The organism is Hydrogenophilus thiooxidans (genome assembly GCF_019049855.1).
GTDB classification, from domain to species: Bacteria; Pseudomonadota; Gammaproteobacteria; order Burkholderiales; family Rhodocyclaceae; genus Hydrogenophilus; species Hydrogenophilus thiooxidans.
Genome location: NZ_JAHLSY010000004.1, coordinates 93,982 through 119,494 on the forward strand (window position 1 = coordinate 93,982; position 25,513 = coordinate 119,494).

Consider the following 25,513-nt stretch of genomic DNA (forward strand, 5'->3'; position numbering starts at 1 on the left):
CTCCTTTAGCGAAGGGTGGAGAGAAAAGCAAGAAGGTCGGCCTGCTCCTGCAGCGTGCATTCCCGACCGACCACTTCCGTACAGTTACGGCGGAACCACTTGGCGATTTTCGCCGAATCGGTGAACCGCTCCGGGTTGGCTACTGGGGCCAACGGCTTGATGCGCTTACCGGTGATGGTGTGGCGCCCCTCCTGGCGCGGGTCATCGCCGTGGCAACTGCTACAGGAAGGCATTGTGCTGTTGTGCGCAAAGCGAGTGAAATAGAAAGTTCGCCCCCGCTCAGAACTGGGTTGAAAATTCGGGTCTTGCTGTTGGGCTGCTTGCGTCAGCCGCGCAAGTTCCGCCGTAGGCTGCGCGGCCCAAACCAGGGTGCCGCCGTGGGCGAGTACCGCTAGGGTTGCCAGGATCCCAATGCGCCGCAACATTCGTGCCTCCTTTCGTCGTGTCGCTCGGATCATGCGATTGTGGGGCAAGCATCTGAACGGCAGATGAATGTGCCATTCAGCTTCGGTTCATCCTCGCGCGATATTTTGGGTGCGGTATTGGTGAGAAAGGGTACGGGGGTATGAAGCGAAGGGTGACCGCGCGCGCGAAGCGGGCGCACGGTGTGCGCTACTCCCTGGTAGGTATCGCAGTGGCCTGCGCCTGCCTTACGGTCCTGCCGTTTGGCCACGCCGATGAGCGTAAACTCCGGCATGAGGAGCTCTTTGACGCGGTGCGTGTAGGGAAGATCGTGCCGCTTGAGTCGCTCCTTGCTCAGCTGCGCGCGACACTCCCGGGGGAATTGATCGAAAGCGAGTTGGAACGCAAGGCGTGGTCTCCTTCGGGGTGGGTCTATGAGGTGAAGTGGCTTACCCATGACGGGCGGCTCCTCAAGCGCTACTACGACGCGCAGACGGGCCAGCTGTTGCGCGAGAAAACGGAGTGACGATGCGTCTTTTGCTGGTTGAAGACGATCCAGAGCTGCGTGCGCAGCTTGCCGCAGAGCTTCGCCAGGCCGGTTTTGCGGCCGACGTCGCTGCCTCGGCGCGGGCCGCGACCGCGTGGGTGCGCGAAGGGGTGCATGATCTCATCATCCTCGACCTGGGGCTGCCGGATGGCGATGGGGTTGCGCTCCTCAAAGCGTGGCGCGCTGAGGGGGTGTCTATCCCTGTGTTGATCCTTACCGCGCGTGACGCCTGGTTCGAAAAAGTGAGTGGGATCGAAGCAGGCGCGGATGACTACGTCACCAAACCCTACCATCCCCAAGAGTTGTTGGCGCGTGTGCGGGCGTTGTTCCGCCGCGCCGTTGGCACCTCAAACGGCGTCGTGACAGTGGAAGGGCTCGTGATCGACCTGATGGCGCAGCAGGTTCGGCGCAACGGGCAGCCTGTGCCGCTTACCGCGAAGGAGTGGTCGCTTCTCGAGGCGCTCGTCACACGCCCCGGGCGGGTCGTCACCAAAGATTTTTTGCGCGCTCGGCTTTATCACGATGGGGAGGATCCCGATTCCAACACCGTTGAAGTCTTCATGGCCCGGCTGCGCCGCAAACTGCCTGAGCTGCACCTTACCACGGAACGGGGGCTCGGCTACCGGTTGCTGTTGCCCAGGGGGCGAGGGTCTTAGCCGTGGTTGCAACGTTACGGGCGCAATGGATTTTGATCGCTCTTGGGGTGACGACCCTTTCGCTCGCTGCTTTGGCGCTCTGGCTGCAAAATGAGTTTCATGACCATCTCGAGGAGTTGGCGGTAGCGGAACTGCACCACCAGCTCGACGAGGTGACGGCGGTGGTCACGGAACTTTCTGGGGGTGACGCTTCTGGTGGCTTGCCGCAGCGCGTCAGTGAGCAGCTTGGCGACTTGCGGTGGCAAAAACCCTATTCCGGGTGGTATTGGCAGATTGAGCGGCGCTCGGAACCGCGCGGCGTATGGACCTCCCGGTCGCTATGGGATCAGCGGTTGCCAGAAGCGGTAGAAGGCGAGGAGGTCCCGCTCGGTCGGGTACACCGCATCTCTTCGGTGGTCGGACCAGACGGCCAGAAGTTGCTCGTATTGGCGCGGACTCTGGTGACCGAAGAGGGGAGTCGCTGGCGTGTGCAGGTTGCTCGGGATCAGGCGCAGCTGGAGTGGCTTGAGGCCGATTTTCGGCACGAGCTTGCGTGGGCGCTCACAGGGGTGGCCGCGCTGCTCTTGGCAGGCGGCCTGCTGCAAAGCTACCTTGGTATCCGTCCGTTGCAGCAGGTACGCCGCGCCCTCGAGGCGGTGCGCAGCGGTCAAACCGAGCAGGTAACGGGGCGCTACCCGGAGGAGATTGCCGAGGTGGTTGCGGCCCTCAACCATGTGCTGGCTACGCTGCGGCAGCAAAATGAGGCGGCGCGAACCCAGCTTGGGGCGCTTGCGCACGCCCTCAAGACGCCGCTTGCGGCGATCGTTCAGATTACCCGTGAGGGGGCGGGGCAGCCTTGGGCGATGCGAATCGAAGCGCAAGCGGAGCTTGCCCATCAGCACGTGCGCCACTACTTGGCGCTCGCGCGTGCCGAGGCGAGTCGCGCCGCATTGGGCAAACGGGCCAATCTGGCTGAGGTGTTGGCGAAAACTTTGGCTGCGTTTGAGACGATTTTTGCCGAGCGTGCGCTGCGCTGGGAACGCTGCTGGCCAGCAATCTGTTGGGTGGTGGGTGATGCGCGCGATCTCATCGAGTTGCTTGGCAACCTGCTCGAAAATGCGGCACGCCACGCAACCAGCGCGGTGGCGGTGGAGGTAACACCGGAGACGTGCGCCGGCGAGGCGGGGTGGCGGCTGCGCATCGACGACGATGGCCCCGGGTTCGCGGCAACGGCAAGTGGCGCAGTGCCTGCTGACGAAGCCAACCGCGATGCGTCGTCCCCGGAACTGTTGCCCCGTGCCGGGTTGGGGATGACCGTTTCCCGGACCATCGTGAGCGCGCTCGGGGGAACGATTGTGTGGACGCACAGCGAACGGCTTGGGGGGTGTTGCGTCTCGGTTTGGCTCCCCGAGCGCTTCCAGACTCGGTCTCCCCAGTGAAATTGGGCACAGGTTATTCAGGCTGTGTTCATCTTCCCATCGCAAAATGCAAACTGAGCGCACTGCTCACAGGTTCCCTATCGTACGCATGAAGGAGATGATGATGTCGGCAAATGAACTCTATCGATTTTCGATCGCCAATGGTACTGTCTCGGGTGTCTTCGAGATCGAGCACGGTCGGGTGAAAGCCAAAGCGATCAAGCCGGGAACCACCTACACGGTTCAGGGTAACCAAGTGATCAAGACCGAGATCAAGAAAGGGGTTCAGAAGGTAACTGTCTATGACGACAGCGATGGCGACGGGTACTACGTCGAGCTCTCTCATGTAAATACTTGGCCGGGAACCTCAGGCACAGGGAGCGGCGGGGTAACCGGAACTGGGGCAGGGAATCGGGCTGGAACCGCTACTGGACCGGGAACGTTCCGGACCAGTTACGGCAGCCAAAAGCAGTTCCAGTTCAATGCCGACGGTACGCTGCAGGCTGTTCTCGAAGTCAAAAACGGCTGGACGAAAGCGGAATCGCTCTGGCAGTACCGATCGGTCGAAGCGATCGACGATCTGGTGCTCGTTCAAAAAATCACCGGCAAGTGGGAGATCTACCGCGATGGCAACGGTGACGGCGTCTATACCGAAGTAGCCGAAGGGTACGGCGACGTCCATGCCGTCGATCTCACAGGTATCGTTTCGGCTACCAACGCAAACCTGAGCCTTCTCTAACGCGCTTACCGTGCTTGGGGAAGAAGGGGCGTGCAAGGTCGCGCCTCTTCTTTTTTGAGAGGGGCGTTTCGTCGGCAAAGTGGTCGCCAGCGCTTGACAGATGGTGAATTTTTCCATTATCATTTCGCGCTTCTGGGTAGCGGCTTTGCTCGCGGCCAAACAAAAGACAGTCAGAGGATGCACATGAAAACCTTTTCCGCCAAACCGCATGAAGTAGAGCGCGACTGGTACGTCGTCGATGCGTCCGGCAAGGTTTTGGGGCGTTTGGCCTCGGAAATCGCACGGCGCCTTCGCGGCAAGCACAAGTCGATCTATACCCCGCACGTCGATACCGGTGACTATATCGTCGTGGTGAACGTCGATAAAATCCGTGTCACGGGGAACAAGGCGACCGACAAGAAGTATTACCGCCATTCGGGCTACCCTGGTGGGCTATACGAAACCACATTTGAAAAACTTCTGGCGAAGCATCCGGAGCGGGTTCTGGAAAAAGCGGTCAAAGGGATGTTGCCGAAGGGGCCGCTTGGGTACCGGATGATCAAAAAGTTGAAGTGCTACGCAGGGCCGGAGCATCCGCACGCTGCGCAGCAACCCAAACCGCTCGATATCTGAGGAGCGTACGATGGCGGTCAATCAAAACTACGGAACCGGGCGCCGCAAAGAGGCAGTGGCGCGCGTCTTTCTGAAGCCGGGTACAGGCAATATCGTCGTGAACGGCAAGCCGGTCGACAGCTATTTTTCGCGCGAGACCGCACGGATGATCGTGCGTCAGCCGCTCGAACTCTTGGGCGTTGCCGGGCAGTTCGATTTCACCATCACGGTGAAAGGTGGGGGTGAATCGGGGCAAGCCGGTGCGGTGCGTCATGGGATCACCCGCGCGCTGATCGACTACAACCCGGAGTGGAAAGCGCAATTGCGCGCAGCCGGGTTCGTGACCCGCGACGCCCGCGAGGTCGAACGCAAGAAAGTGGGTCTCAAGAAAGCCCGCCGCGCCGAGCAGTACTCGAAGCGGTAAGCAAAAGATCTTTTCCAGACGAAAAAGCCACCTTGCGGTGGCTTTTTTGTTATCCTGTCACCAGACAATCAATCAGGCAAGGAGTGGCGATGATTCGTGTCGGTATCGTTGGAGGAACCGGTTACACGGGTGTCGAATTGTTGCGGCTACTGGTCGGCCATCCAGACGTCACGTTGCATGCGATCACTTCGCGGGGCGAAGCGGGTACCCCTGTGGCGCAGCTCTTTCCGTCGCTGCGCGGGCGGGTCGATCTGGCGTTTTCCCATCCGGACGAAGCACCGCTCGATGCCTGTGACGTCGTGTTTTTTGCGACGCCAAACGGAATCGCGATGCACGAGGCGCCAAAGCTCCTCGCCAAAGGGGTTCGGGTGATCGACCTTGCAGCGGACTTTCGTCTGCGGGATGTTGCGGTTTGGGAGCGCTGGTACGGGATGCGACACGCTTCGCCCGAATGGGTGGCCAAAGCAGTCTACGGCCTACCTGAGCTCTTCCGTGACGAAATTCGTACCGCGCAGCTCGTGGCCAATCCGGGCTGTTACCCCACGGCGGTGCAGCTTGGTCTTGCGCCGCTCGTCAAAGCGCAGGTGGTAAGCTGCGAAGGGTTGATCGCCGATTGCAAATCGGGTGTCTCGGGCGCTGGGCGCAAAGCGGAGGTGCATACCCTTTTTGCAGAAGCCAGTGACAATTTCAAGGCATACGGTGTTGCCGGGCATCGCCACCAACCCGAAATCGTGCAGGGTTTGACCCGTTTGGCCGGTAGAGCGGTCGAATTCACGTTCGTGCCCCATCTCACTCCGATGATTCGCGGTATTCACGCCACACTCTACGCGGAACTCACCACGGAAGTCGACCTCCAACCCCTCTACGAAGCCTTCTATCGCGAAGAGCCGTTCGTCGACGTCTTGCCTAGCGGGGCGCATCCCGAGACCCGTTCCGTGCGCGCGTCGAACCTCTGCCGCATTGCGGTCCATCGCCCCGGAAACGGTCGCCGTGTGGTGGTCCTGTCGGTGATCGACAATCTGGTGAAAGGGGCGGCTGGGCAAGCGGTGCAGAACATGAATCTGATGTTTGGCCTGCCCGAGACGACGGGGCTCATGCAGGTGCCCGTTAGCCCATGATGGGGGTTGCAATTTTCCGAGTAAAACGCTAAGTTATTGCTATTGGTACGAACAAGGAGTGACCCAATGAGCGAAGCAATCGTCGACGATGTCCTGGTATTTACCGATGCCGCTGCTGCGAAAGTGCGCGAACTGATCGAAGAGGAAGGTAACCCCAATCTGAAATTGCGCGTGTTCATCACGGGTGGCGGATGTTCCGGTTTTCAGTATGGATTCACCTTCGACGAGGAGGTTGCGGACGACGATACGGTGATCGAAAAAGGCGGTGTGACGTTGTTGATCGACTCAATGAGTTACCAATATCTGGTGGGTGCCGAAATCGACTACGTCGAAGACCTCAACGGTGCGCAATTCGTGATTCGTAACCCCAACGCGGTGACGACGTGCGGCTGTGGCTCGTCGTTTTCTGTCTGAATCGCGAGACCGCCGAACAGTGAACCGCCCCACAGGGGCGGTTTTTTTGTGGTACGATGTGACGTTGACGTTAACGTAACAAAGGAGGAGCCGATGTTGATTTCGGATCGCGTTTTCGTGATCACCGGTGCCGCGTCGGGTTTGGGCGCAGCAACGGCACAAGCAGCGGTGGCGCACGGTGCCAAAGTGGTGTTGCTCGATCGCGATGCGGAAAAGGGTTCGGCGGTCGCAGAGCAACTGGGTGCCGCTGCGCGGTTTTGCTCGTGTGACGTTACCGACGAAGCTTCGGTGCGGGAGGCGCTCGAGGCGGGGGTGACGGTGTTTGGACGCATCGATGTCTTGGTGAACTGCGCCGGGGTGGCGCCGGCGGAAAAATTGGTGGGTCGCGAAGGGCCGCACGCCCTCGCTTCGTTCGAACGTACGATCGCGATCAACCTCACCGGCACCTTCAACACGATGCGGCTTGCGGCGGCGCGGATGATCGGCAACGCGCCCAACGAGCACGGCGAACGTGGGGTAATCATCAATACCGCGTCGATCGCAGCGTTCGAAGGGCAGATCGGTCAAATTGCGTATGCCGCGTCGAAAGGGGGGATCGTCGCGATGGCGCTCCCTGCAGCACGGGAGTTGGCGCGCTACGGGGTGCGGGTGATGACCATTGCGCCCGGGATCATGGAGACCCCAATGCTCCTGGGGATGCCGCAAGAGGTGCAACAGTCGCTGCACGCGATGGTTCCTTTCCCGCAGCGCATGGGCAAACCGGCCGAATATGCCGCACTGGTGCTGCACATCGTGAGCAACCCGTATCTCAACGGTGCGACCATTCGCCTCGACGGCGCAATCCGGATGGGCGCGAAGTAAGGCTAAGTCAGGGCGCGTCGATCCTACCGGCAGCGGGGCACCCGTTGCGGGGTGCCCGCAGCACGAGCCGATCGTCGGGTACAATCGCTACTTCCGCCCGCGGGTGTGGCCCAATCCCGTCCGTTCATGAACGAAACTGCTGAAACCGAAGAGACCTGTTACCACTGTGGTTTGCCGATTCCCCCGGAAAGTCACTATTGGGTGACGATCGACGGCACCCCCCGGCGGATGTGCTGCGCCGGGTGTGAAGCCGTTGCCAACGCGATTGTTTCAGCGGGCTTGACCAATTACTACCGCCATCGCGACGCGATGCCGGAACCGGTGCGCGAAGCCTTGCCCGATCTCCTGAAAACTCTGGAGACGTTCGACGCGCCGGAGTTGGTCGAACAGCTCTCGCGTCCCGCGTCCCCGCATGAGCGCGAAGTTTCGCTGATTCTCGAAGGGATTACCTGCGCCGCGTGTGTTTGGCTCAACGAACAGCATCTGCGGCGGCAAAAAGGGGTGACCCACGTCGAGATCAACTACGCCACCCGGCGTGCGCTCGTGCGCTGGAACCCAGATGAGACGTCGCTTTCGCGGATTCTGCAGGCGGTCGCTGAGATCGGCTACCGCGCCTATCCGTTCGACCCCGAAACGAGCGAAGCGGTAGCCCAGCGCGAGCGGCGTGCGATGCTCTGGCGGGTTTTCGTTGCGGGCTTTGCGTCGATGCAGGTGATGATGTATCTGGTGCCGACCTACCTCGCCGGTGACGGTGAGATGGACCCCAGCTACCGTCAGCTCTTCTACTGGGCCTCGTTTCTCTTGACCCTTCCCGTGATGTTTTATTCGTGTGGCCCCTTTTATCGCAACGCATGGCGCGATCTCAAGCAGCGTCGCATCGGAATGGATGTTCCGGTCGCGCTTGGGCTGCTGATCGCGTTCGGCGCCAGTGTTTTCGGGATGCTGACCGGCTACTCCGACGTCTATTTCGATTCGGTGAGCATGTTCGCCTTTTTCTTGCTGACGGGTCGCTATTTCGAAATGGCGGCGCGCCAGCGCGCGGTCCGTGGTCTTGATGAGCTGGCGCGTGCATTGCCTGCGGTGGCCGAGCGGTGGAATGGTGAAACGCAAACGTTCGAGGTTGTCCCTGCGGTCCGCCTCACCACGGGAGATCGCATCCGCGTCAAACCGGGTGAGGTCTTCCCCGCAGATGGCGTGGTGGTCGAAGGAGAGAGTGACGCCGTCGAGGCGATTCTCACCGGCGAGAGCCGACCGGTACCCAAACGGGTCGGAGACGAAGTGATCGGCGGCAGCATGAACGGCAGCGGCGTGGTCGTCGTCGAGGTGACCCACGTCGGCGAAGCATCCCGTCTGGCGAGTATTCGTCGGTTGGTCGAACGGGCGCAAAGCGAACGCCCCCGCATCGCGTCCGAAGCCGATAGGCTTGCGGGGCGCTTCGTTGGCACCGTTTTGGCGTTGGCGCTCGCTACCGCGCTCTTTTGGGCGTGGTGGGCACCAGAAAGGATCGTACCCTCGGTGGTTGCCGTATTGATCGTCGCGTGTCCTTGTGCGCTGGCGTTGGCAACACCGGCCGCAGTCACCGCCGCAACCGATGCGCTGTTGCGACGTGGTGTTTTGGTCACGCGGGGTCATGTTTTGGAAACCGCAGCACGTATCACCGATTGCATTTTCGACAAAACGGGGACACTCACCGAAGGGGAACCGATGCTCCGATCGGTGCGGTTGTTGGATCCTGCCCGCTGCGACGAAGCGCAGGCACTTGCGCTGGCGGTCGCCCTTGAAGCGGGGAGCAACCACCCGATCGCGCGCGCGTTTCGGCAAAGAGTGCCAGCTGGCGTCGAAACGGAGCCACCGCACACGGTGGTCGCGTTGCGGCACGAAACCGGTGGCGGGCTCTTCGCATCGATCGAAGGACGGCGGGTCGCCTTGGGGCGCCCAGCGTGGGTCGAAGCGACGCTGGGTCTGGTGCCGTTGCCGCCGCACGCTCAGGAAGGGGCAAGTGACCAGACTTCAGAGACCGTGGTCGCGCTTGCCGATGAAACCGGCTGGCTCGCGCTCTTCTTCCTCGAGGACGGGTTGCGACTGGAGGCGCCTCAGGTGATCTCCCGGTTGGTGCAAGCAGGGGTCACGCCCCATCTCTATTCGGGGGACCGCGCGCCAGCGGTGGCGGCGGTTGCGCAGGCGGTCGGGATTGCCGACGCCGAAGGGGAGCTCCTGCCTGAGGCCAAGCACGAGCGGCTCTTGGCTCTACGAGCGCAGGGAGCGGTCGTGGGGATGGTCGGAGACGGTGTCAATGATGCCCCCGTGCTTGCAGCGGCCGATGTCGGTATCGCGATGGGAAGCGGCGCCGATCTGACCCGCCATCATGCCGACGTGATCCTGGTACGGGATTCGCTTTGGGGTGTGTGGCTGCTTTATCGGCAGGCGAAACGAACGCTCGCGATCATTCGGCAAAATCTGCACTGGTCGTTTGGGTACAATCTCGTGGCGATACCGCTGGCAATGGCAGGCTGGGTGACGCCGTGGCTTGCGGGAATCGGCATGGCGGCCAGTTCGTTGCTCGTCGTGCTCAATGCACTGCGCCTACAGCGGCTTCCGGTCGATCCGGAACAAGGGGTGTGAGGTGGAACTCGAAATCTTGTACCTGTTGATCCCGCTTTCGCTGGTTTTGGTGGTGGTGATCGGGGTGGTCTTCTGGTGGGCGGTAAAACGCGGCCAGTTCGACGACCTCGAGGGGCCGGCCTACCAAATCCTTTTCGACGAGGAACCCACCAAACCGGAAAGCCGTCCAGACGCAGCGGCGCGCGAGACGAAAAAATGAACCTCTGTTGACCTGCGTCAAAGAACCGCAAAGGCGTTACGGATATAATGTTTCTGCGGTTCGCGCAACGTGGCGGCCGTTGGGTTTCTTGTCTCTCTGTTGGGGTTGGGGGTGCGAACGATTCGCACCCTTTTTTTTATCTGGAGTTTCAAATTCCCTGAAGGCAACACCCGAATCGCTTTGTTACAATCAGAACGCTTTGTTGATTTAGGTCAAAACTTCTTTTTGCAATCGGTGTATCCTAATGGGTGGCGGCATTGACGCCGGTGTTTTGGGTATCTCTGGATAGGAGAGGTCTTATGGAAGCGCAAACGACTTATAACTACAAAGTCGTGCGCCAGTTCGCCATCATGGCGGTGATCTGGGGCATCGTGGGGATGGCTGTGGGGGTGCTTATCGCCTCCCAGCTCGTTTGGCCGCAGCTCAACTTTACCGAGCTCGGTGAGTGGTTCCACTTCGGTCGCTTGCGGCCGTTGCACACCAACGCCGTGATCTTCGCTTTCGGCGGGTGTGCGCTTTTTGCTACGTCGTACTACGTGGTGCAGCGTACCTGCCATACGTCGCTTTTCGCGCCCGCGTTGGCCACCTTTACCTTCTGGGGCTGGCAAGTGGTCATTCTGCTTGCGGCGATCACTTTGCCGCTCGGGATCACCACAGGTAAGGAGTACGCCGAACTCGAATGGCCAATCGACATTCTAATCACGTTGATTTGGGTCGCGTACGCGATCGTCTTCTTTGGAACCATTGCGAAGCGCAAGACCAGCCACATCTATGTCGCGAACTGGTTCTACGGCTCGTTCATCATCGCGGTGGCGCTTCTTCACATCGTCAATAGCGGCGAAATGCCGGTGACGCTGTGGAAGTCCTATTCGCTCTACGCCGGAGCGGCAGACGCGATGGTGCAATGGTGGTATGGCCACAACGCGGTCGGCTTCTACCTCACCGCGGCGTTCCTTGGGATGATGTACTACTTCGTTCCGAAACAGGCTGGACGCCCGGTCTATTCGTACCGTCTTTCGGTCGTCCACTTCTGGGCGCTCATCTTTACCTATATGTGGGCAGGGCCGCACCACCTCCACTACACGGCGCTACCGGACTGGACGCAGTCGCTTGGGATGATCTTCTCGCTGATTCTCCTTGCGCCCTCCTGGGGTGGGATGATCAACGGGATCATGACCCTTTCGGGTGTCTGGTACAAATTGCGTGACGACCCGATCCTCAAGTTCTTGATCGTCTCGCTCTCCTTCTACGGGATGAGCACGTTCGAAGGTCCGATGATGTCGGTGAAGACGGTGAATGCGCTCTCGCACTACACCGACTGGACCGTCGGTCACGTCCACTCCGGCGCGCTCGGTTGGGTGGGGATGGTCTCGATCGGTTCGCTCTACTACCTGATCCCACGGCTCTACGGCAAAACCGAAATGTGGTCGAAAGAGCTTGTGACGCTCCACTTCTGGATCGCAACCATCGGGATCGTGCTCTACATCGCGTCGATGTGGATCTCCGGGGTGATGCAGGGGTTGATGTGGCGCGCCACGAACGCCGACGGGACGCTCACCTATGCGTTCATCGAGTCGGTGAAGGCTTCGTACCCCTTCTGGGCGATCCGCGCGCTCGGGGGTCTGCTCTACGTCTCTGGCATGGTGATCATGCTCTACAACGTGGTGAAGACGATTGCGGGCGCTCAGCCGGTGGAAGAACGCATCCTGCCAGCTCCTGCAGCAGCGCACTGATCGGTTGAGGAGAAAACCATGGCTCATTCGAAACACGACATCATCGAGCGCAGTTTGCCGCTCCTGATCATCTTTACGTTGATCACGGTGAGTATCGGCGGGTTGGTTGAGATCGTACCGCTCTTCTTCCAGCACTCGACCACCAAGCCGATCGACCGCGACGGCAAACCGCTCGACGTCAAACCGTACGACGCGTTGCGGCTCACCGGACGCGATATCTATATCCGTGAAGGGTGCTACAACTGCCATTCGCAGATGGTGCGCCCGTTCCGTGCGGAAACCGAGCGGTATGGCCACTATTCGGTTGCAGGCGAATACATCTACGACCGTCCGTTCCAATGGGGTTCGAAGCGGACGGGGCCAGACCTGCACCGTGTGGGCGGACGCTATTCGGATGAGTGGCACCGCGCGCACCTCAACAACCCGCGGGACGTCGTGCCTGAGTCGAACATGCCGGCATTCCCGTGGCTGAACCGCCCGATCAAGCAGAGCGACATCGATGCGATCCAAGCAAAAATGCGGGCGCTGCAAAAGCTCGGGCACCCTTACACGGAAGAGGAGATTGCCAACGCGCCGAAGATGCTCGAAGGCAAGAGCGAAATGGACGCGGTGATCGCCTACCTCCAAGGGTTGGGTCGGGCGCTCTCCAATTTCCAGTGACGGCGATGAGGTAAGGGGCTGAGCGATGGATCTCAACGATTGGCGTGCGTTGGAAACGGTGTTGGCGTTCGTCTGTTTCTTGGCGATCGTCGCGTGGGCCTATAGCAGCCGCGCCAAAAAGGGGTTCGACGAAGCGGCTCAGATCCCTTTCCTCGACGAACCGGGTGAACGTCATAACGAGAGAGGATCGAATCATGGCTGATTTCATCAGTCCCTTCTGGGATCTGTACGTAAAGGTGCTGGTTGCGCTGTCGCTTCTCTTCTGCGTCTTCGTGATCGCAATGAACATGCGCGCCACTGGCAAAGTAGGGGAATTGCAGCCCCATAGCTGGGACGAAAACCTGCAAGAGTGGAACAATCCACTGCCGCGCTGGTGGATGTACCTCTTCTGGTTGACGGTGCTCTTTGGGATTGCGTACCTCGTGATCTACCCGGGCTTTGGCAGCTTCAAAGGAATCGCGGGGTGGAGTTCCGTTGGCCAGTGGGAAAAAGAGATGAAGGCGGCGGATGAAAAGTATGGCCCGCTCTATGCCAAATACCGCAATATGGATGTCAAAGCCATTGCGGCCGATCCGGAAGCGATGGGGATGGGCAAGCGCCTCTTTCAAACCTACTGCATGCAGTGCCATGGTGCTGACGCACATGGAGCCAAGGGCTTTCCCAATCTCACCGACAAAGACTGGTTGGGCGGCGACGGCTCTCCCGATTACATCAAGGCGACCATCACCAATGGCCGTATGGGGGTGATGCCGCCGTTCCCGCAGTTGGGTGAGGAGGGGGCAAAGAGTGTCGCCCATTATGTCCGCTCCCTCTCGGGGCTTGCCCACGACGCAACCCGTGCGCAACAAGGGGCGAAACTCTTTGCCGAGAACTGCGCTGCCTGTCATGGCCCCGACGGTAAAGGGAATCCTCTGGTTGGGGCACCTAACCTGACCGATAATGTCTGGCTCTACAGCTCGTCCGAAGCGCAGATCATGAGCAACGTGATGAACGGTCTGAACAACCGGATGCCGGCTTTCGGCGAGTTCCTCGGGCAAGACAAAGTCCACCTCTTGACGGCGTACGTCTGGAGCCTCAGCAACAAGTGATTCTGCGTGGCGCTGCCTTCGGGCAGCGCCCGTCGGTGCATTGTTTCCAACCCCGTGGATTTACTGCGAAAGCGGTCGCAGTCTGAGAAAATAAGTAAAGAAGGAAATGGTGATGGTTACGGAAACGGAAAACCAGCAAACCGGGGAGTCTCGCTCGACCTCAGGTGAAGCCTCCTCCGCGCAAGCAGGCGCGCCGGTTGCTTCTCACTCGCAAGCCACGCGTAACCCATCGCGTGCACAGCTCGAAAACGAAGAGCAATCGCTCTACACGAAACGCAAAAAGCTCTATGTGCGGTCCACGAGCGGTACGTTCCAAAATTGGCGGTGGTTCTTTGTTTTTCTCACCCAAGCGATCTTCTATGGTTTGCCGTGGCTAGACTGGAATGGCCGTCAGGCGGTGCTCTTTCACCTGGTCGAACGGAAGTTTTACCTTTTTGGATGGGTCTTCTGGCCGCAAGACGTCTTCTTTTTGGCCATTATCTTGATTCTCTCGGCGTACGCGCTTTTCTTCTTCACGACGATCGCCGGGCGGCTCTGGTGCGGCTACACCTGTCCTCAGACGGTCTACACCGAGATTTTCATGTGGTTCGAAGAGAGAATCGAAGGGGACCACATCAAGCGGCGCAAACTCGACCAGGCTCCATGGAACGCGGAAAAGGTTTTGCGGCGTGGCGGAAAATATCTGGTGTGGATTCTCTTTTCGTTATGGACGGGCTTTACGCTCGTGATGTACTTCACCCCGCGCGAAGAGCTGCTAGCCGAGTTGGCAACCCTCAGCTTTGGGCCGTGGGAGTGGTTCTGGATCTTTTTCTACGCCGGTTTTACCTATTTGCTTGCGGGCGTCTTGCGGGAACAGGTCTGTAAATACATGTGTCCGTACGCTCGCTTCCAGGGGGTGATGTTCGATCCGGATACGCTGATCATCACCTATGATGATGAGCGGGGTGAGCCGCGGGGACCGCGGAAAAAGGGGATCGATCCGCGATCGGTTGGCAAGGGAGATTGCATCGACTGTGGCATTTGCGTCCAGGTTTGCCCCACTGGGATCGATATCCGCAATGGGTTGCAATATGAGTGCATTGGGTGTGCCGCGTGCATCGACGCGTGCAACGAGGTGATGGATAAGATGGGGTATCCCCGTGGCTTGATTCGGTACAGTACGGAAAACGCGATGCTCCACCACTGGAGCCGGGAGCAGGCGTGGCGTCGGGTGTTGCGGCCCCGGGTGCTGGTTTATGGCGTTCTGCTTGCGCTCTTTACCGGTGTGCTCCTTTATAAAATTGCGACCCGTCCGGATGTGCGCGTCGATGTGCTCCGCGACCGCGCGGCGCTTTCGCGCGAGTTGCCGGGCGGCTGGATCGAGAATGTCTATACGCTGCGGTTGATGAACATGGCGGAGCGGCCACGGCAGTACGCGATCTCAGTGAGTGGGATTCCTGGGCTACGTTTAGAGGGTCCCGAATCGATCGCAATGCCTGCTGCGACCACGGAATCGGTCGTCGTCTCGGTGCAAGCGCCTGCGCAAGCGGTGAAACCGGGGCGTTACGACATCGAGTTCGAGATTCGGGTTGCCGACGAACCCGAAAATGTCACGCGTGAGCATGCAACCTTCTTGGTGACGGAGTAACGCAGGAATGGACCGTCCGGAGACCAACCCAACGCCTTGGTACAAGCAACGGTGGCCGTGGTTGCTGATGGCGCCGCCGCTTGTGGCTGTGGTCGCGGGTTTTTACACCTTGAAATTGGCGATTCAGAGCTGGGATGGGTTGGTGTCGGACGATTACTACAAAGAAGGGTTGGCGATTCAACAGCGGATCGATCGTACTGCAAAAGCGGCTGAACTGGGTCTTGCCGCGTGGGTGCAATGGAACGATGGGCGTTTAACCCTATGGTTCGACCCGGCGCGTCTCAAAATCGATCCGCCGCATCTCATTACCGTGCGTTTCGTTCATCCGACGCAGAGCGGGAAAGACCAGCAGCTCAACCTGGTGCTCGATCAGGGACGCTACTGGGCCCCGCTCGCGTTGCCGACGATGGGGCGTTGGAACGTGGTCATCGAAGACGAGTCCCGCCAGTGGCGACTGAGCGGAACCATTGTTGTCCCGACAGAGAGAGAGGAACTCATCCAACCCATTGTTCCCAATGAGTAAAGGAGGGCATCATGTCTGACGTACTGCGGGAGTTCTTCACCACCGATATCGGGTTGTTGAGCCTCTTTACGATAAGTTTTGTAATTGTGATGGCGAGCTTCATCTACCGCTTCGTCAAGCGGCATATGAACGACAAGCCGGAAGCGTAACGAAGGACAGCCGAATCACGAACCGTGTGCCGATAAGGCCTTCCTCGCTTGACGAGGAAGGCCTTATTTTCGATCGGAACAACGCAATCTGCTGCCAGTTAGCGATAGACCAGAACCGGCAGTTTGGTGTGCGAGAGGACCTTATTGGTGACGCTCCCGAGGAGCAGTCGGGCGATGCCACTGCGGCCGTGGGACGCGATGAAAATGAGATCGCAACCGTGCCGTTCCGCTGCGTCGATGATTGCGTCAGCGGGAGCGTCGCTCACCACGGTATCGCTATCTGCTTCGACTCCGGCCTCGCTGGCCTTTTCTTTCGCTGCGTTGAGGATGGTATGGGCTTCTTCCTGAGCGGCTTTGCGGAACTGTTCCGGTGTCGTGGGATCGATCAGCGCCCCCTCGCCATAGACCGGAAGGGGGAAATCGGGTTGGGCATAGAAAAAGGTGATGCGGGCGTTGAGGGCTTTTGCGAACGCCACCGCTCGTTCGACCGCAGCGAGCGAAAGTTCGGAACCATCGGTGGGGACGAGAAGATGGCGAAACATGGCAAGGCTCCTTCCATTTGTGTTAGATTGAGCCATTATAGCCGAATGGTGAAAAGGGAAAGGGGAGTGTCGTGAAAATGCTCCAGTCGACGCCAGAAAAGATGGCCGAGGTGCTTCACCAGATGGCGGAGGAGAGTTGGGATCCGATCGGAATGAGCGCGCCGCTTTTGCATGCGCTCTTTGCGTGGGGTGCGCACCCACTCGAAGCGAGCGCGTTATGGTGGCGCGCTGCCGAAGATGGTGCGCGCTGGCAGCAGTTCGTATGGCAGCGTGCGCTGGGCGAAACGAATTCGCCCGTACCGTTTCCGCCGGTGGCCGATGACGCCCGCTGGGATCATCCGGCGTGGCAGGTTCATCCATTCTGGGCCGGTTGGCAGCAAGCCTATTTGGGTGCGACGCGTCTCATTCAGGATGCACTCTACGCCACGCCTGGACTGAGCGAAAAGGAGCGCCGCCGTGCGGCGTTCTGGCATCGCACCTTTGCCAACGCGCTGGCGCCGACGAACTTTTTCTGGAGCAACCCAGAGGCGCAACGCCGCGCATTGGCAAGTGGCGGCGCATCGCTGTGGCAGGGGGTGAAGAACTTCTGGGCCGATCTCGCCGCGGGACAGGTGCGGATGTCCCGTACCGACGATTTCCGTGTCGGCGAGAATCTGGCGACCACCCCGGGGCAGGTGGTGGCTCGCACCGCGTTGGTCGAGGTGATCCGCTACCATCCGACAACGCCCAACCAATACGCGCGGCCGATCGTGATCGTCCCGCCGTGGATCAACAAGTTTTACATCCTCGATTTGACGCCGGAAAAAAGCCTGGTGCGCTTTTTGCGCGATGCGGGTTTCGACCTCTTCATCATCAGTTGGCGAAACCCCACTGCCGAAATGGCGGCAACCACTTTCGAGGATTATTTGCGCTTGGGGATCGATTTTGCGGTGGAGACGGCGCGGACCTTGAGTGGCAGCGATAAGGTTCAGGCGGTCGGTTATTGCCTGGGGGGAACGGCGCTGGCCAGTTACGCGGCCGCAAAAGGGGTAGAGCCGGGAAGCGAAACGCCCCTTGCCAGCGTGACGTTCTTCACGACACTGGTTGATTTTTCCGCACCAGGGGATATCGAGGTGTTCGTCGATCCCGGAACCGTGCGCTATCTGTGCCACAAGATGCGGCTTACGGGGTATCTCGACGGGGCGGAGATGGCGGCTGCGTTTCGGTTGTTGCGCGCCAATTCCCTGATTTGGTATTACGTTGTGCATGGGTGGCTCTATGGCGAAGAGCCGCAGCCATTTGACGTGCTCTATTGGAACATGGATACCACACGGATGCCCGCCGCGATGCACTGCTGGTATCTGCGCGAACTCTACCTGAAGAATCGCCTGATTCAGCCCGGTGCTTTGCAGTTGATGGGGCAGCCGATCGACCTACGGGCGATCACCGTACCGGTCTATGCCGTGGGTGCGGAAGACGATCACATCGCGCCGTGGCGACAGACTTATCAGTTACTCAAACACGTGCGTGGCCCCAAACGGTACGTCTTGTCGAATTCGGGGCATATCCTCGGTATCGTGAACCCGCCCAAGGATCCGCCCAAGCGCCATTACCGGGCGAGCGACTTCGCTTCGCTCGTGCCAAAGGCCGAGGAGTGGTTTGCGGCGACCGACCCCCAGCCCAACAGTTGGTGGCCCGACTGGGTGGATTGGTTACGGCGCGAAGCTGGGGCGACGAAAGCGGCATCGACTCCGGAAAAGTGGCCCAATCTGGGCGCAGCGCCAGGGCGGTACGTCCATGAGTGACACGGTACTTGTTCCTGACGGGCGCGCGCTTCTTCCCTTAGGGCGCGGTGGCGTTTGCCGGATCGGTACGTTCGGGATAGAGGAGTTGCCGTAACCCTTCACGGTTCAGCAGTGCGATTTCGCGGCGATCGACGCGGAGATAGCCCGCTTCTTGAAACGCGGAAAGGGTGCGCGAGACGGTCTCCAGTTTGAGCCCAAGGTACGAGCCGATCTCTTCGCGGGTCATCCGCAGGCGAAACTGGTTTGGGGAGAAGCCGCGGGTAGCAAAGCGCTGCGAGAGGTTGAGCAGAAACGCCGCCAGTCGCTCTTCGGCGCGCATCGATCCCAAGAGCGTCATTACCCCTTGTTCGCGGACGATTTCGCGCGACAGCACTTTATGGAACTGGGTCATCAACGCGGGAATCTCTTGGGCGAGCGCTTCGAGCTGCGCGTATTCGATCACGCAGACTTCGCTGTCTTCGAGCGCAATCGCTGTGACCGCGTGGCGTCCGCTGCCGATGCCGTCGAGCCCGAGGAGCTCTCCGGTCATTTGAAACCCAGTGACTTGTTCGCGACCGTCTGTGAGGGTGAGGACGGTTTTGAACGAGCCGAGGCGCACCGCATAGAGCGCTTCGAATGGCGCTTGACTTTCGAAGAGTGCCTGGTGGCGTTTCACCCGCTTGCGAACCGAGACCAAGGTGTCGAGCTTTTTGAGGTCGTTTGCGGGTAGCCCGACGGGTAGGCAGAGCTCGACGAGGTTACATTGCGCGCAGGCGATGCGCAACTGTTCGGGTAGCGCCGCGGGTCGCATCGCGTTCTCCAGGGGTTGGGGTTTTTGGCCGCTCATTGAGGTGCGTCAAAGACAGTCGTCCTTTTTTGTGCCATAGTATCGGATTGTGATCGAGTCCGCAAGGAGCGTGACCGTGAGTCACTTTTCGCAAACGGTGGTCTTCGACCCGGAGTTGATTCGCCGTTTCGATATCGCAGGGCCGCGTTACACCTCTTACCCCACGGCCGACCGTTTCGTCGAGGCGTTTGGTCCAGAGGCGTACGGAGAAGCTCTGGCCAGTCGAGCCGTTGCTGGGGCGCAGCGGCCGCTTTCGCTCTACGTCCATATTCCGTACTGCAACACCATCTGCTACTACTGTGCGTGCAACAAGATCATCACCAAAGACCATTCCCGTTCGTCGCGTTATCTCGATTACTTGGAACGGGAGATGGCGCTCGTTGCCGAAAAGCTCACCGGCAGCCGTACGGTTGCGCAGTTACACTTTGGCGGCGGCACCCCTACCTTTTTGCACGAATCGGAGCTGCGTCGGCTGTGGGCTGCGATTCGGCGCACCTTCACCTTGATCGAGCACGGGGAGTATTCGATCGAGGTCGACCCCCGCAAGGTGGGCCGCGAGCAGGTTTTTTTGTTGCGCGAACTCGGGTTCAACCGCATGAGTATCGGGGTGCAAGATTTCGATCCCGTGGTGCAACGTGCGGTGAACCGCGTGCAATCGCTGGAAGAGACGCAAGGGGTGTTGGAAGCGGCACGGCAGGCGGGGTTTCATTCGGTGAGTTTCGATCTGATTTACGGGTTGCCGCATCAATCGGTCGCGCGCTTTGCCAAAACGCTCGACGCGGTGATCGCGCTCGCGCCGGATCGGCTGTCGCTCTACAGTTACGCCCATCTGCCACGTCTCTTCATGCCGCAGCGCCGAATCGACGAAGCGACACTACCCAGCGCAGCGGAGAAATTGGCGATTCTCAAGATGGCGATCGAACGGCTGACCGACGCGGGGTATGTCTATATCGGGATGGATCACTTCGCCAAACCGGAAGACGAGTTGGCTGTGGCGCAGCGCGAAGGGCGGCTGCATCGCAATTTTCAGGGGTATTCGACGCACGCCGAATGCGATTTGGTCGCACTGGGGATTTCGGCAATCAGTAAGATCGGTCCTTATTACGCGCAAAACCACAAAACGGAAGAGCCTTATTACGACGCGCTCGACCGGGGTGAGTTGCCAACGCTGCGCGGGGTGGCGATGAGCCCGGACGATGTGTTGCGCCGCTCGATCATCCAGGCGTTGATGTGCCACTTCGAGCTTTCGATCGACGCGGTCGAAGAGGCCAATTTGATCGACTTTGCGCACTACTTTGCGCCGGAGTTGGCCGATTTGCGCGAGATGGAAGCAGCCGGGCTGGTGACGGTGGGCGATCGTTGGATTACCGTGTTGCCGAAAGGTCGCCTGTTGGTGCGGGCGATCGCGATGGTCTTCGACCGCTACCTGCGCGCCGACCGCGAGCGCACCCGCTATTCGAAAGTGATCTGAGCGGGGGATTTGTGGGGTCGGTTGGCGGTTATCTGGCGGTATTCCTCATCGGTCTCTTGGGCGGTGTGCACTGCTTCGGCATGTGCGGCGGGATCGTCGGGGCGTTGTCGCTGCAGACGAACCCTACCGCGGGTAGTGGCCCGGCGCGGTGGCTTTTGCACCTGACCTACAATCTGGCGCGGATCACCACCTATACCGTGTTGGGCGCGGTGCTTGGCGGTTTGGGGGCGATCGCGACTGTTCTCGAATCGGTGCTGCCCATTCAATTGGGGCTCTACGTGGTCGCAAACGGTCTGCTGATCGCGATGGGGCTCTATCTGTTGGGGCAGACGCGTTGGTTGGCGCCGGTCGAGCGCATAGGCCAGTTGCTGTGGGTCCGGGTGCAACCGCTGACCCACCGACTCTTACCGGTCCGGTCGATCCCTCAGGCGGCGCTCCTGGGCGGCCTCTGGGGGTTTCTCCCCTGTGGCTTGGTCTATAGTGTGCTCGCCACCGCGCTGATGAGCGGCAGTGCCGAACGGGGTGCGCTGGTGATGTTGGCGTTCGGGGTCGGGACGTTGCCCAATTTGTTGCTGGCTGGCTTGATGTTCCAGCGTTTCCGGCGTTGGGCACAGCATCCGCGGGCGCGGTGGGGCGCGGGCCTCGTCGTGATCGCGTTCGGGTTGTGGGGGTTGTGGCGCGCACCGGAACTGGGCGGTGCGATCTGGCAAGGGGTGGTCTGTCATACGCCGTGAGGGGATCGTTCGCGCGTTGCACACGAGCGGTGGCTGGGTTTGGCGGGCTTTGCCCGTATAATTGCACACGGTTTTTTAGCCACTAGGGAGTGATGTGATGGCGTTTGAACGCGTTTCCGCTGGCAAAGACGTGCCGAACGATGTCAATGTGATCATCGAAATTCCGGCGCAGGCCGACCCGATCAAGTTCGAAATCGACAAAGACAGCGACGCAATCTTCGTCGATCGCTTCATGGGGACGTCGATGCGTTACCCCCTCAACTATGGGTATATTCCCCATACCCTCTCCGACGACGGCGATCCGGTGGATGTGCTGGTGATGACGCCGTTTCCGGTTCCGCCGGGGGTAGTGATTCGCTGCCGCCCGGTTGGGATCTTGAAGATGGAGGATGAGAGCGGGGTCGATGCGAAGGTGATCGCTGTGCCGGTAAGTAAATTGACGCCGCTCTACGACACGATCCAGTCGCTCGACGATTGTCCCAAATTGATCCTCGAGCAGGTGAAACATTTCTTCGAGCACTACAAGGATCTCGAGCCGGGCAAGTGGGTGAAGGTCACGGGCTGGGGTGGCGTCGATGAGGCGAAAGCCGAGATCCTGAACGGCGTCAAAAACGCGGCGAAATCACGGGAATGAGCGGTCCATTGCGGATTGCGGTTGCCCAATGCGATCCGGTCGTCGGCGATTTCGATGCGAACGTCGACCGGATCGTCGCCGCGGCTGAGGAGGCCGCGCAACAGGGCGCACACCTGCTGGTGACGCCGGAGTTGGCGCTGAGCGGTTACCCGCCGGAAGACCATCTGCTGCTCCCCGATTTCGCGCGGGCATGCGAACGGGCATTCGCGACGCTCTGCGCACGGCTTCCGCGCTCCCTCGATGTGCTGGTCGGTTTGCCGCGCTGGTGCGCGAGGGGGTGTGAAAACGCAGCGGCGTGGATTCGCAACGGCGCAGTGCTCGGGTGGTACGCGAAACAGTGTTTACCCAATTCGTCGGTCTTCGACGAACACCGTTATTTCGTTCCAGGCGAAACACCGCTCGTCGTCACCTGTCAAGGGGTGCGCGTGGCGGTGGTGATCTGCGAAGATCTCTGGCACCCTGCGCCGCTTGCAGCTGCCGAGCCGCTTGGGTTCGATCTCGTCGTTGCGTTGAATGCCTCGCCGTTTCACCTCGGCAAAGAGAAAGAGCGAGAAGCGGTCGCACGTGCTCGTGCGCAAACGTGTGGCGCCGGGGTGCTTTACGTCAATAGCGTGGGGGGGCAAGACGAGCTCATTTTCGATGGGGCGTCGTTCGCGCTCGCAGCCGATGGGACGGTGGCATGGCGCGGCCCGCAGTTCGAAACGGTAACTCCGCTTTTGACCTGGGCGTCAGGCGGTTGGCAGACGGTCCCCGATTCAGCGCCCCAGCTCGATGACGAGGCGGTGCTCTTTCGAGCGCTCACCTGTGCGGTGCGCGATTATGTGTACAAAAATGGTTTTCGTGGCGTGGTGATCGGTCTTTCCGGCGGGATCGACTCCGCGCTCGTTGCGTGTCTGGCGGTTGCCGCGTTGGGTGCAGAACGGGTGCGGACGGTGATGATGCCGTCCCCCTATACGGCGGAGATGAGCATCACGGATGCGGCGCAACTTGCGCGAAATCTGGGGGTGCGGCATGAGGTGATTCCCATCGAACCGGCGATGGCGACGTTTGGCGCGGCGCTAGCGCCGCTCTTTGCCGGTTTGCCTGCGGATACCACCGAAGAGAATGTCCAAGCGCGGATTCGCGGGTTGTTGTTGATGGCCATTTCCAACAAAACCGGTTCGTTGGTGCTCACCACCGGCAACAAAAGCGAAATCGCCACCGGTTACTGCACGCTTTACGGCGACATGGCGGGTGGGTTTGCGGTGCTCAAAGATGTCTACAAAACGTGGGTCTATCGTCTGGCGCGCTGGATCAACCGGGAACGGGAGGTGATCCCGTCGCGGATCATCGAGCGACCTCCGTCCGCCGAACTGCGCCCGAACCAGGTGGATGAGGAGCGGTTGCCGCCCTATGCGGTGTTGGACGCGGTGCTCACCCGTTTCATCGAGGAGCGGCAATCGGTAGCGGAGATCGTCGCTGCGGGTTTTGCGCCCGAGGTGGTCGATTCCGTGTTGCAGTTGCTCTTTACCAGTGAATACAAACGGCAGCAGGCGCCTTTGGGGCCGCGGGTGACCCGGTGTGCATTTGGGCGCGATTGGCGCCATCCGGTTACGTCCCATTTTCGGCCGCAAGCGGCTCAACCGTGAAAAGGAGGAAGCGATGAAGAAGGTAGAGGCGGTGATCAAGCCCTTTAAGCTCGACGAGGTGCGCGAGGCGCTCTCCGAGGTAGGCGTGAGCGGTCTCACCGTGACCGAAGTCAAAGGGTTTGGGCGGCAAAAGGGACACACCGAGCTTTATCGGGGTGCCGAATATGTGGTCGATTTCTTGCCAAAGGTGAAGGTGGAAGTGGTGGTGCCCGATGAGATGGTGGAGGCGGTGGTCGACGCGATCGTCAAAGCGGCTCGCACCGGCAAAATCGGCGATGGCAAGGTCTTTGTTTCCCCGGTGGAGCAGGTGGTTCGCATTCGCACCGGTGAGCTCAACGAATCGGCGATTTGAGCGCGCGAGGTGGTGCGGTGCTACTCGGGGGCAGTGGGCGCGAAGTGGGCTTACCCGTCACGAAGTAAGCTTACCGGTTGGCGCTAGGGGCACGCAGGAGCACCAGCAACGCGCCGCTTCCGCCTTGACGGGGTGCCGCCTCGCAAAAGGCAAGGATCTCTTCACGCCGGGTAAGCCACTGGCGCGAGAGGTGCTTCAAGACGCTCACGCCACCGGGTGAGCCGTACCCTTTCCCGTGGATGATGCGCACGCAGCGCTCCCCGGTGCGCAACGCTTCGGCAAGGAATGCGCTCAGTGCGGCGCGCGCCTCTTCGCGGGTGAGGCCGTGGAGGTCGAGCTGACGCCGAATGGTCCAACGGCCCCGCCGCATCTCCGTAACCATGCGACGCGGAACCCCTGGCCGGAGGAAGAAGGTTTCGCTGTCGTGGTCGAGCCAGTCGTCGAGCGTCAGTGGCGCCAAAAGTTCGGTTTTGATTTGCGCTTCGTCGCGTTCGCGCTGCCGCGGCGTGGGCGGAGGAAGCGGGCGCTCGAGCGCGATGCGGTCTTGCGGCGGCAACGGGGCGACGCCGGTTTCGCGTAACCAATGCTGCCACAACCGGGCTTCAGCAGGCGAAAGTGCCGCGGGTACGGGTTTGTCGGAGGCAGGAGTCGCCGCAGGATCGGAGCTGGTCGGTTTGCTGCGCGGCGCTGGGTCGTTGGGTGTTGCGCGCGCAAGCGCTGCTTGGGCTTTTTGGCGCCAATAGCGGCGACGATCGGCGGGGGGCAGCGCGCCCGTTTCGACGAGCTCCTTCAGTTGCTCCCGCCAATCCCGCTGCGGTGGGGTTGCTCTGCTCATTTCCCCGTGGCAAGCGCGTCCAGATACCGTTCGGCGTCGAGCGCGGCCATGCAGCCGGTTCCCGCGCTGGTGATCGCCTGCCGGTAGACGTGGTCTTGAACGTCCCCAGCGGCAAAGACCCCTTCGATGCTGGTTGCGGTGGCGTTACCGTCGCGGCCGCCGCGCGTGACGATATAGCCATTCTCCATTTCGAGCTGCCCTTCGAAAAGCTGTGTGTTGGGTTGGTGGCCGATCGCGACGAAAACGCCGTGGACGGCAAGCTCTTGGAGTGTGCCGCTGTCGCGGTGTTTGACGCGAATTCCTGTGACACCAGAGTCGTCGCCCAGGATTTCGTCGACGACATGGTTGAGAACCAGTTCCACTTTTCCTTCTTCGACCCGTTTCATCAACCGGTCGACGAGGATCTTTTCGGCGCGGAACTGGTCGCGTCGGTGGATCAGATAGACTTTGTTCGCGATATTGGCGAGGTAGAGCGCCTCTTCCACTGCGGTGTTGCCGCCGCCGATCACGCAGACGTCTTGCCCTTTGTAGAAGAAGCCGTCACACGTGGCGCACGCGGAGACTCCGCGACCTTTGAACGCCGCTTCCGAGGGCAGCCCCAGGTATTTCGCCGAGGCACCGGTGGCAATGATCAACGCGTCGCAGGTGTATTCGCCAGCGTCACCGACGAGTCGGAACGGGCGTTCGGTGAGCACGGCGGTGTGGATATGGTCGAAGACGATTTCGGTACCGAAACGGCGTGCGTGCGCTTCGAATCGGGCCATCAATTCCGGCCCTTGGACGCCGTCGGGGTCGGCGGGCCAGTTTTCGACGTCGGTGGTGGTCATCAGTTGCCCACCCTGTTCGAGACCGGTGATCAGCATCGGTTCGAGATTGGCGCGCGCGGCATAGATCGCTGCGGTGTATCCAGCAGGTCCCGAGCCGAGGATGATCAAACGGCGGTGTTGTGCAGACATG

General features: G+C 60.4%; 29 protein-coding genes. 24 read left to right on the forward strand and 5 right to left on the reverse strand.

The genetic code is table 11. The features are described 5' to 3' along the window. Window positions 1-5: 5 nt before the first annotated feature. Entirely contained in the window at window positions 6-425 is a 420-nt protein-coding gene (locus tag KUL93_RS03160) for a DUF1924 domain-containing protein (protein ID WP_217125664.1), read from the reverse strand. A 140-nt stretch (window positions 426-565) separates the two neighbouring features. On the opposite strand from KUL93_RS03160, the gene KUL93_RS03165 reads away from it, so the two are divergent. The 18 genes from KUL93_RS03165 (at window position 566) to KUL93_RS03250 (ending at window position 15,750) form a co-directional block, all read left to right on the forward strand. Then, a complete protein-coding gene (locus KUL93_RS03165) occupies window positions 566-928 on the forward strand; it encodes a PepSY domain-containing protein (protein ID WP_217125665.1) in 363 nt (120 codons plus the stop codon). A 2-nt stretch (window positions 929-930) separates the two neighbouring features. Beyond that, window positions 931-1,605: a response regulator transcription factor gene (locus KUL93_RS03170; RefSeq protein ID WP_217125666.1), complete on the forward strand. Its 675-nt coding sequence runs from the start codon at window positions 931-933 to the stop codon at window positions 1,603-1,605. Window positions 1,606-1,607: 2 nt separating this feature from the next. Then, window positions 1,608-3,023 (forward strand): sensor histidine kinase, encoded by a 1,416-nt coding sequence (locus tag KUL93_RS11665; RefSeq protein ID WP_217125667.1) that lies wholly within the window; start codon window positions 1,608-1,610, stop codon window positions 3,021-3,023. 103 nt (window positions 3,024-3,126) lie between these two features. Further along, window positions 3,127-3,741: a hypothetical protein gene (locus KUL93_RS03180; protein ID WP_217125668.1), complete on the forward strand. Its 615-nt coding sequence runs from the start codon at window positions 3,127-3,129 to the stop codon at window positions 3,739-3,741. 183 nt (window positions 3,742-3,924) lie between these two features. Further along, window positions 3,925-4,353, forward strand: coding sequence for a 50S ribosomal protein L13 (gene rplM / locus KUL93_RS03185; RefSeq protein WP_249419209.1), 429 nt, complete (start codon window positions 3,925-3,927; stop codon window positions 4,351-4,353). A 10-nt stretch (window positions 4,354-4,363) separates the two neighbouring features. Then, the gene (gene rpsI, locus KUL93_RS03190; protein ID WP_217125670.1) at window positions 4,364-4,756 is read left to right on the forward strand and encodes a 30S ribosomal protein S9; all 393 of its coding nucleotides are present in this window, start codon (window positions 4,364-4,366) and stop codon (window positions 4,754-4,756) included. Between the two features lie 89 nt (window positions 4,757-4,845). Then, window positions 4,846-5,874 (forward strand): N-acetyl-gamma-glutamyl-phosphate reductase, encoded by a 1,029-nt coding sequence (gene argC / locus KUL93_RS03195; protein ID WP_217125671.1) that lies wholly within the window; start codon window positions 4,846-4,848, stop codon window positions 5,872-5,874. A gap of 66 nt (window positions 5,875-5,940) precedes the next feature. Next, on the forward strand, window positions 5,941-6,288 hold the full coding sequence (erpA, locus tag KUL93_RS03200) for an iron-sulfur cluster insertion protein ErpA (protein ID WP_217125672.1): 348 nt from the start codon (window positions 5,941-5,943) through the stop codon (window positions 6,286-6,288). A 93-nt stretch (window positions 6,289-6,381) separates the two neighbouring features. After that, window positions 6,382-7,149, forward strand: a complete 768-nt coding sequence (locus KUL93_RS03205; RefSeq protein WP_217125673.1) for an SDR family NAD(P)-dependent oxidoreductase — start codon at window positions 6,382-6,384, stop codon at window positions 7,147-7,149. A 126-nt stretch (window positions 7,150-7,275) separates the two neighbouring features. Then, on the forward strand, window positions 7,276-9,771 hold the full coding sequence (locus tag KUL93_RS03210; protein ID WP_217125674.1) for a heavy metal translocating P-type ATPase: 2,496 nt from the start codon (window positions 7,276-7,278) through the stop codon (window positions 9,769-9,771). A gap of 1 nt (window position 9,772) precedes the next feature. Then, window positions 9,773-9,970 (forward strand): cbb3-type cytochrome oxidase assembly protein CcoS, encoded by a 198-nt coding sequence (ccoS, locus tag KUL93_RS11370; protein WP_346731628.1) that lies wholly within the window; start codon window positions 9,773-9,775, stop codon window positions 9,968-9,970. 299 nt (window positions 9,971-10,269) lie between these two features. Further along, complete coding sequence (ccoN, locus tag KUL93_RS03220; RefSeq protein WP_217125676.1) at window positions 10,270-11,703, forward strand: cytochrome-c oxidase, cbb3-type subunit I; 1,434 nt, start codon at window positions 10,270-10,272, stop codon at window positions 11,701-11,703. 18 nt (window positions 11,704-11,721) lie between these two features. After that, window positions 11,722-12,363, forward strand: a complete 642-nt coding sequence (ccoO, locus tag KUL93_RS03225) for a cytochrome-c oxidase, cbb3-type subunit II (protein ID WP_217125677.1) — start codon at window positions 11,722-11,724, stop codon at window positions 12,361-12,363. A 25-nt stretch (window positions 12,364-12,388) separates the two neighbouring features. Next, on the forward strand, window positions 12,389-12,565 hold the full coding sequence (locus KUL93_RS03230) for a cbb3-type cytochrome oxidase subunit 3 (RefSeq protein ID WP_217125678.1): 177 nt from the start codon (window positions 12,389-12,391) through the stop codon (window positions 12,563-12,565). Beyond that, window positions 12,558-13,451: a cytochrome-c oxidase, cbb3-type subunit III gene (gene ccoP / locus KUL93_RS03235; RefSeq protein WP_217125679.1), complete on the forward strand. Its 894-nt coding sequence runs from the start codon at window positions 12,558-12,560 to the stop codon at window positions 13,449-13,451. The genes KUL93_RS03230 and ccoP overlap by 8 nt, the downstream gene beginning before the upstream one ends. A gap of 112 nt (window positions 13,452-13,563) precedes the next feature. Then, complete coding sequence (ccoG, locus tag KUL93_RS03240) at window positions 13,564-15,078, forward strand: cytochrome c oxidase accessory protein CcoG (RefSeq protein WP_217125680.1); 1,515 nt, start codon at window positions 13,564-13,566, stop codon at window positions 15,076-15,078. A 7-nt stretch (window positions 15,079-15,085) separates the two neighbouring features. Beyond that, window positions 15,086-15,601, forward strand: a complete 516-nt coding sequence (locus KUL93_RS03245; protein ID WP_217125681.1) for a FixH family protein — start codon at window positions 15,086-15,088, stop codon at window positions 15,599-15,601. Between the two features lie 11 nt (window positions 15,602-15,612). Next, entirely contained in the window at window positions 15,613-15,750 is a 138-nt protein-coding gene (locus KUL93_RS03250) for a DUF3149 domain-containing protein (RefSeq protein WP_217125682.1), read from the forward strand. A gap of 98 nt (window positions 15,751-15,848) precedes the next feature. On the opposite strand, the gene KUL93_RS03255 is transcribed toward KUL93_RS03250, so the two are convergent. Beyond that, window positions 15,849-16,292: a universal stress protein gene (locus KUL93_RS03255; RefSeq protein ID WP_217125683.1), complete on the reverse strand. Its 444-nt coding sequence runs from the start codon at window positions 16,290-16,292 to the stop codon at window positions 15,849-15,851. Between the two features lie 77 nt (window positions 16,293-16,369). Here KUL93_RS03255 and KUL93_RS03260 point away from each other — a divergent pair, with 77 nt between their 5' ends. Next, a complete protein-coding gene (locus KUL93_RS03260; RefSeq protein WP_249419217.1) occupies window positions 16,370-18,076 on the forward strand; it encodes a PHA/PHB synthase family protein in 1,707 nt (568 codons plus the stop codon). Window positions 18,077-18,113: 37 nt separating this feature from the next. On the opposite strand, the gene KUL93_RS03265 is transcribed toward KUL93_RS03260, so the two are convergent. Next, window positions 18,114-18,866, reverse strand: coding sequence for a helix-turn-helix domain-containing protein (locus KUL93_RS03265; RefSeq protein WP_217125685.1), 753 nt, complete (start codon window positions 18,864-18,866; stop codon window positions 18,114-18,116). 112 nt (window positions 18,867-18,978) lie between these two features. Between KUL93_RS03265 and hemN the strand changes: the two genes are divergently transcribed. The 5 genes from hemN to KUL93_RS03290 all read left to right on the forward strand — a co-directional run bounded on the left by hemN (window position 18,979) and on the right by KUL93_RS03290 (window position 23,721). Further along, window positions 18,979-20,373 (forward strand): oxygen-independent coproporphyrinogen III oxidase, encoded by a 1,395-nt coding sequence (gene hemN, locus KUL93_RS03270; RefSeq protein ID WP_217125686.1) that lies wholly within the window; start codon window positions 18,979-18,981, stop codon window positions 20,371-20,373. An 11-nt stretch (window positions 20,374-20,384) separates the two neighbouring features. Continuing rightward, the gene (locus KUL93_RS03275; RefSeq protein ID WP_217125687.1) at window positions 20,385-21,107 is read left to right on the forward strand and encodes a sulfite exporter TauE/SafE family protein; all 723 of its coding nucleotides are present in this window, start codon (window positions 20,385-20,387) and stop codon (window positions 21,105-21,107) included. A gap of 97 nt (window positions 21,108-21,204) precedes the next feature. After that, on the forward strand, window positions 21,205-21,741 hold the full coding sequence (gene ppa / locus KUL93_RS03280; protein WP_217125688.1) for an inorganic diphosphatase: 537 nt from the start codon (window positions 21,205-21,207) through the stop codon (window positions 21,739-21,741). Further along, window positions 21,738-23,369 (forward strand): NAD+ synthase, encoded by a 1,632-nt coding sequence (locus KUL93_RS03285; RefSeq protein ID WP_217125689.1) that lies wholly within the window; start codon window positions 21,738-21,740, stop codon window positions 23,367-23,369. Before ppa ends, KUL93_RS03285 begins: the two co-directional genes overlap by 4 nt. Before the next feature lie 13 nt (window positions 23,370-23,382). Further along, window positions 23,383-23,721, forward strand: coding sequence for a P-II family nitrogen regulator (locus KUL93_RS03290; RefSeq protein WP_217125690.1), 339 nt, complete (start codon window positions 23,383-23,385; stop codon window positions 23,719-23,721). 70 nt (window positions 23,722-23,791) lie between these two features. On the opposite strand, the gene KUL93_RS03295 is transcribed toward KUL93_RS03290, so the two are convergent. Together KUL93_RS03295 and trxB are read right to left on the reverse strand one after the other, a co-directional pair. Then, window positions 23,792-24,556, reverse strand: a complete 765-nt coding sequence (locus KUL93_RS03295) for a Smr/MutS family protein (RefSeq protein ID WP_217125691.1) — start codon at window positions 24,554-24,556, stop codon at window positions 23,792-23,794. Beyond that, window positions 24,553-25,512: a thioredoxin-disulfide reductase gene (gene trxB / locus KUL93_RS03300; protein ID WP_217125692.1), complete on the reverse strand. Its 960-nt coding sequence runs from the start codon at window positions 25,510-25,512 to the stop codon at window positions 24,553-24,555. Before trxB ends, KUL93_RS03295 begins: the two co-directional genes overlap by 4 nt. Between the last annotated feature and the right edge of the window lies 1 nt (window position 25,513).

Coding starts and splice junctions, on each gene's coding strand:
- KUL93_RS03160 (WP_217125664.1), bottom strand. CDS start 425: ATGTTGCGGCGCATTGGGATCCTGGCAACCCTAGCGGTACTCGCCCAC.
- KUL93_RS03165 (WP_217125665.1), top strand. CDS start 566: ATGAAGCGAAGGGTGACCGCGCGCGCGAAGCGGGCGCACGGTGTGCGC.
- KUL93_RS03170 (WP_217125666.1), top strand. CDS start 931: ATGCGTCTTTTGCTGGTTGAAGACGATCCAGAGCTGCGTGCGCAGCTT.
- KUL93_RS03180 (WP_217125668.1), top strand. CDS start 3,127: ATGTCGGCAAATGAACTCTATCGATTTTCGATCGCCAATGGTACTGTC.
- rplM (WP_249419209.1), top strand. CDS start 3,925: ATGAAAACCTTTTCCGCCAAACCGCATGAAGTAGAGCGCGACTGGTAC.
- rpsI (WP_217125670.1), top strand. CDS start 4,364: ATGGCGGTCAATCAAAACTACGGAACCGGGCGCCGCAAAGAGGCAGTG.
- argC (WP_217125671.1), top strand. CDS start 4,846: ATGATTCGTGTCGGTATCGTTGGAGGAACCGGTTACACGGGTGTCGAA.
- erpA (WP_217125672.1), top strand. CDS start 5,941: ATGAGCGAAGCAATCGTCGACGATGTCCTGGTATTTACCGATGCCGCT.
- KUL93_RS03205 (WP_217125673.1), top strand. CDS start 6,382: ATGTTGATTTCGGATCGCGTTTTCGTGATCACCGGTGCCGCGTCGGGT.
- KUL93_RS03210 (WP_217125674.1), top strand. CDS start 7,276: ATGAACGAAACTGCTGAAACCGAAGAGACCTGTTACCACTGTGGTTTG.
- ccoN (WP_217125676.1), top strand. CDS start 10,270: ATGGAAGCGCAAACGACTTATAACTACAAAGTCGTGCGCCAGTTCGCC.
- ccoO (WP_217125677.1), top strand. CDS start 11,722: ATGGCTCATTCGAAACACGACATCATCGAGCGCAGTTTGCCGCTCCTG.
- KUL93_RS03230 (WP_217125678.1), top strand. CDS start 12,389: ATGGATCTCAACGATTGGCGTGCGTTGGAAACGGTGTTGGCGTTCGTC.
- ccoP (WP_217125679.1), top strand. CDS start 12,558: ATGGCTGATTTCATCAGTCCCTTCTGGGATCTGTACGTAAAGGTGCTG.
- ccoG (WP_217125680.1), top strand. CDS start 13,564: ATGGTTACGGAAACGGAAAACCAGCAAACCGGGGAGTCTCGCTCGACC.
- KUL93_RS03245 (WP_217125681.1), top strand. CDS start 15,086: ATGGACCGTCCGGAGACCAACCCAACGCCTTGGTACAAGCAACGGTGG.
- KUL93_RS03250 (WP_217125682.1), top strand. CDS start 15,613: ATGTCTGACGTACTGCGGGAGTTCTTCACCACCGATATCGGGTTGTTG.
- KUL93_RS03255 (WP_217125683.1), bottom strand. CDS start 16,292: ATGTTTCGCCATCTTCTCGTCCCCACCGATGGTTCCGAACTTTCGCTC.
- KUL93_RS03260 (WP_249419217.1), top strand. CDS start 16,370: ATGCTCCAGTCGACGCCAGAAAAGATGGCCGAGGTGCTTCACCAGATG.
- KUL93_RS03265 (WP_217125685.1), bottom strand. CDS start 18,866: ATGCGACCCGCGGCGCTACCCGAACAGTTGCGCATCGCCTGCGCGCAA.
- ppa (WP_217125688.1), top strand. CDS start 21,205: ATGGCGTTTGAACGCGTTTCCGCTGGCAAAGACGTGCCGAACGATGTC.
- KUL93_RS03285 (WP_217125689.1), top strand. CDS start 21,738: ATGAGCGGTCCATTGCGGATTGCGGTTGCCCAATGCGATCCGGTCGTC.
- KUL93_RS03290 (WP_217125690.1), top strand. CDS start 23,383: ATGAAGAAGGTAGAGGCGGTGATCAAGCCCTTTAAGCTCGACGAGGTG.
- KUL93_RS03295 (WP_217125691.1), bottom strand. CDS start 24,556: ATGAGCAGAGCAACCCCACCGCAGCGGGATTGGCGGGAGCAACTGAAG.
- trxB (WP_217125692.1), bottom strand. CDS start 25,512: ATGTCTGCACAACACCGCCGTTTGATCATCCTCGGCTCGGGACCTGCT.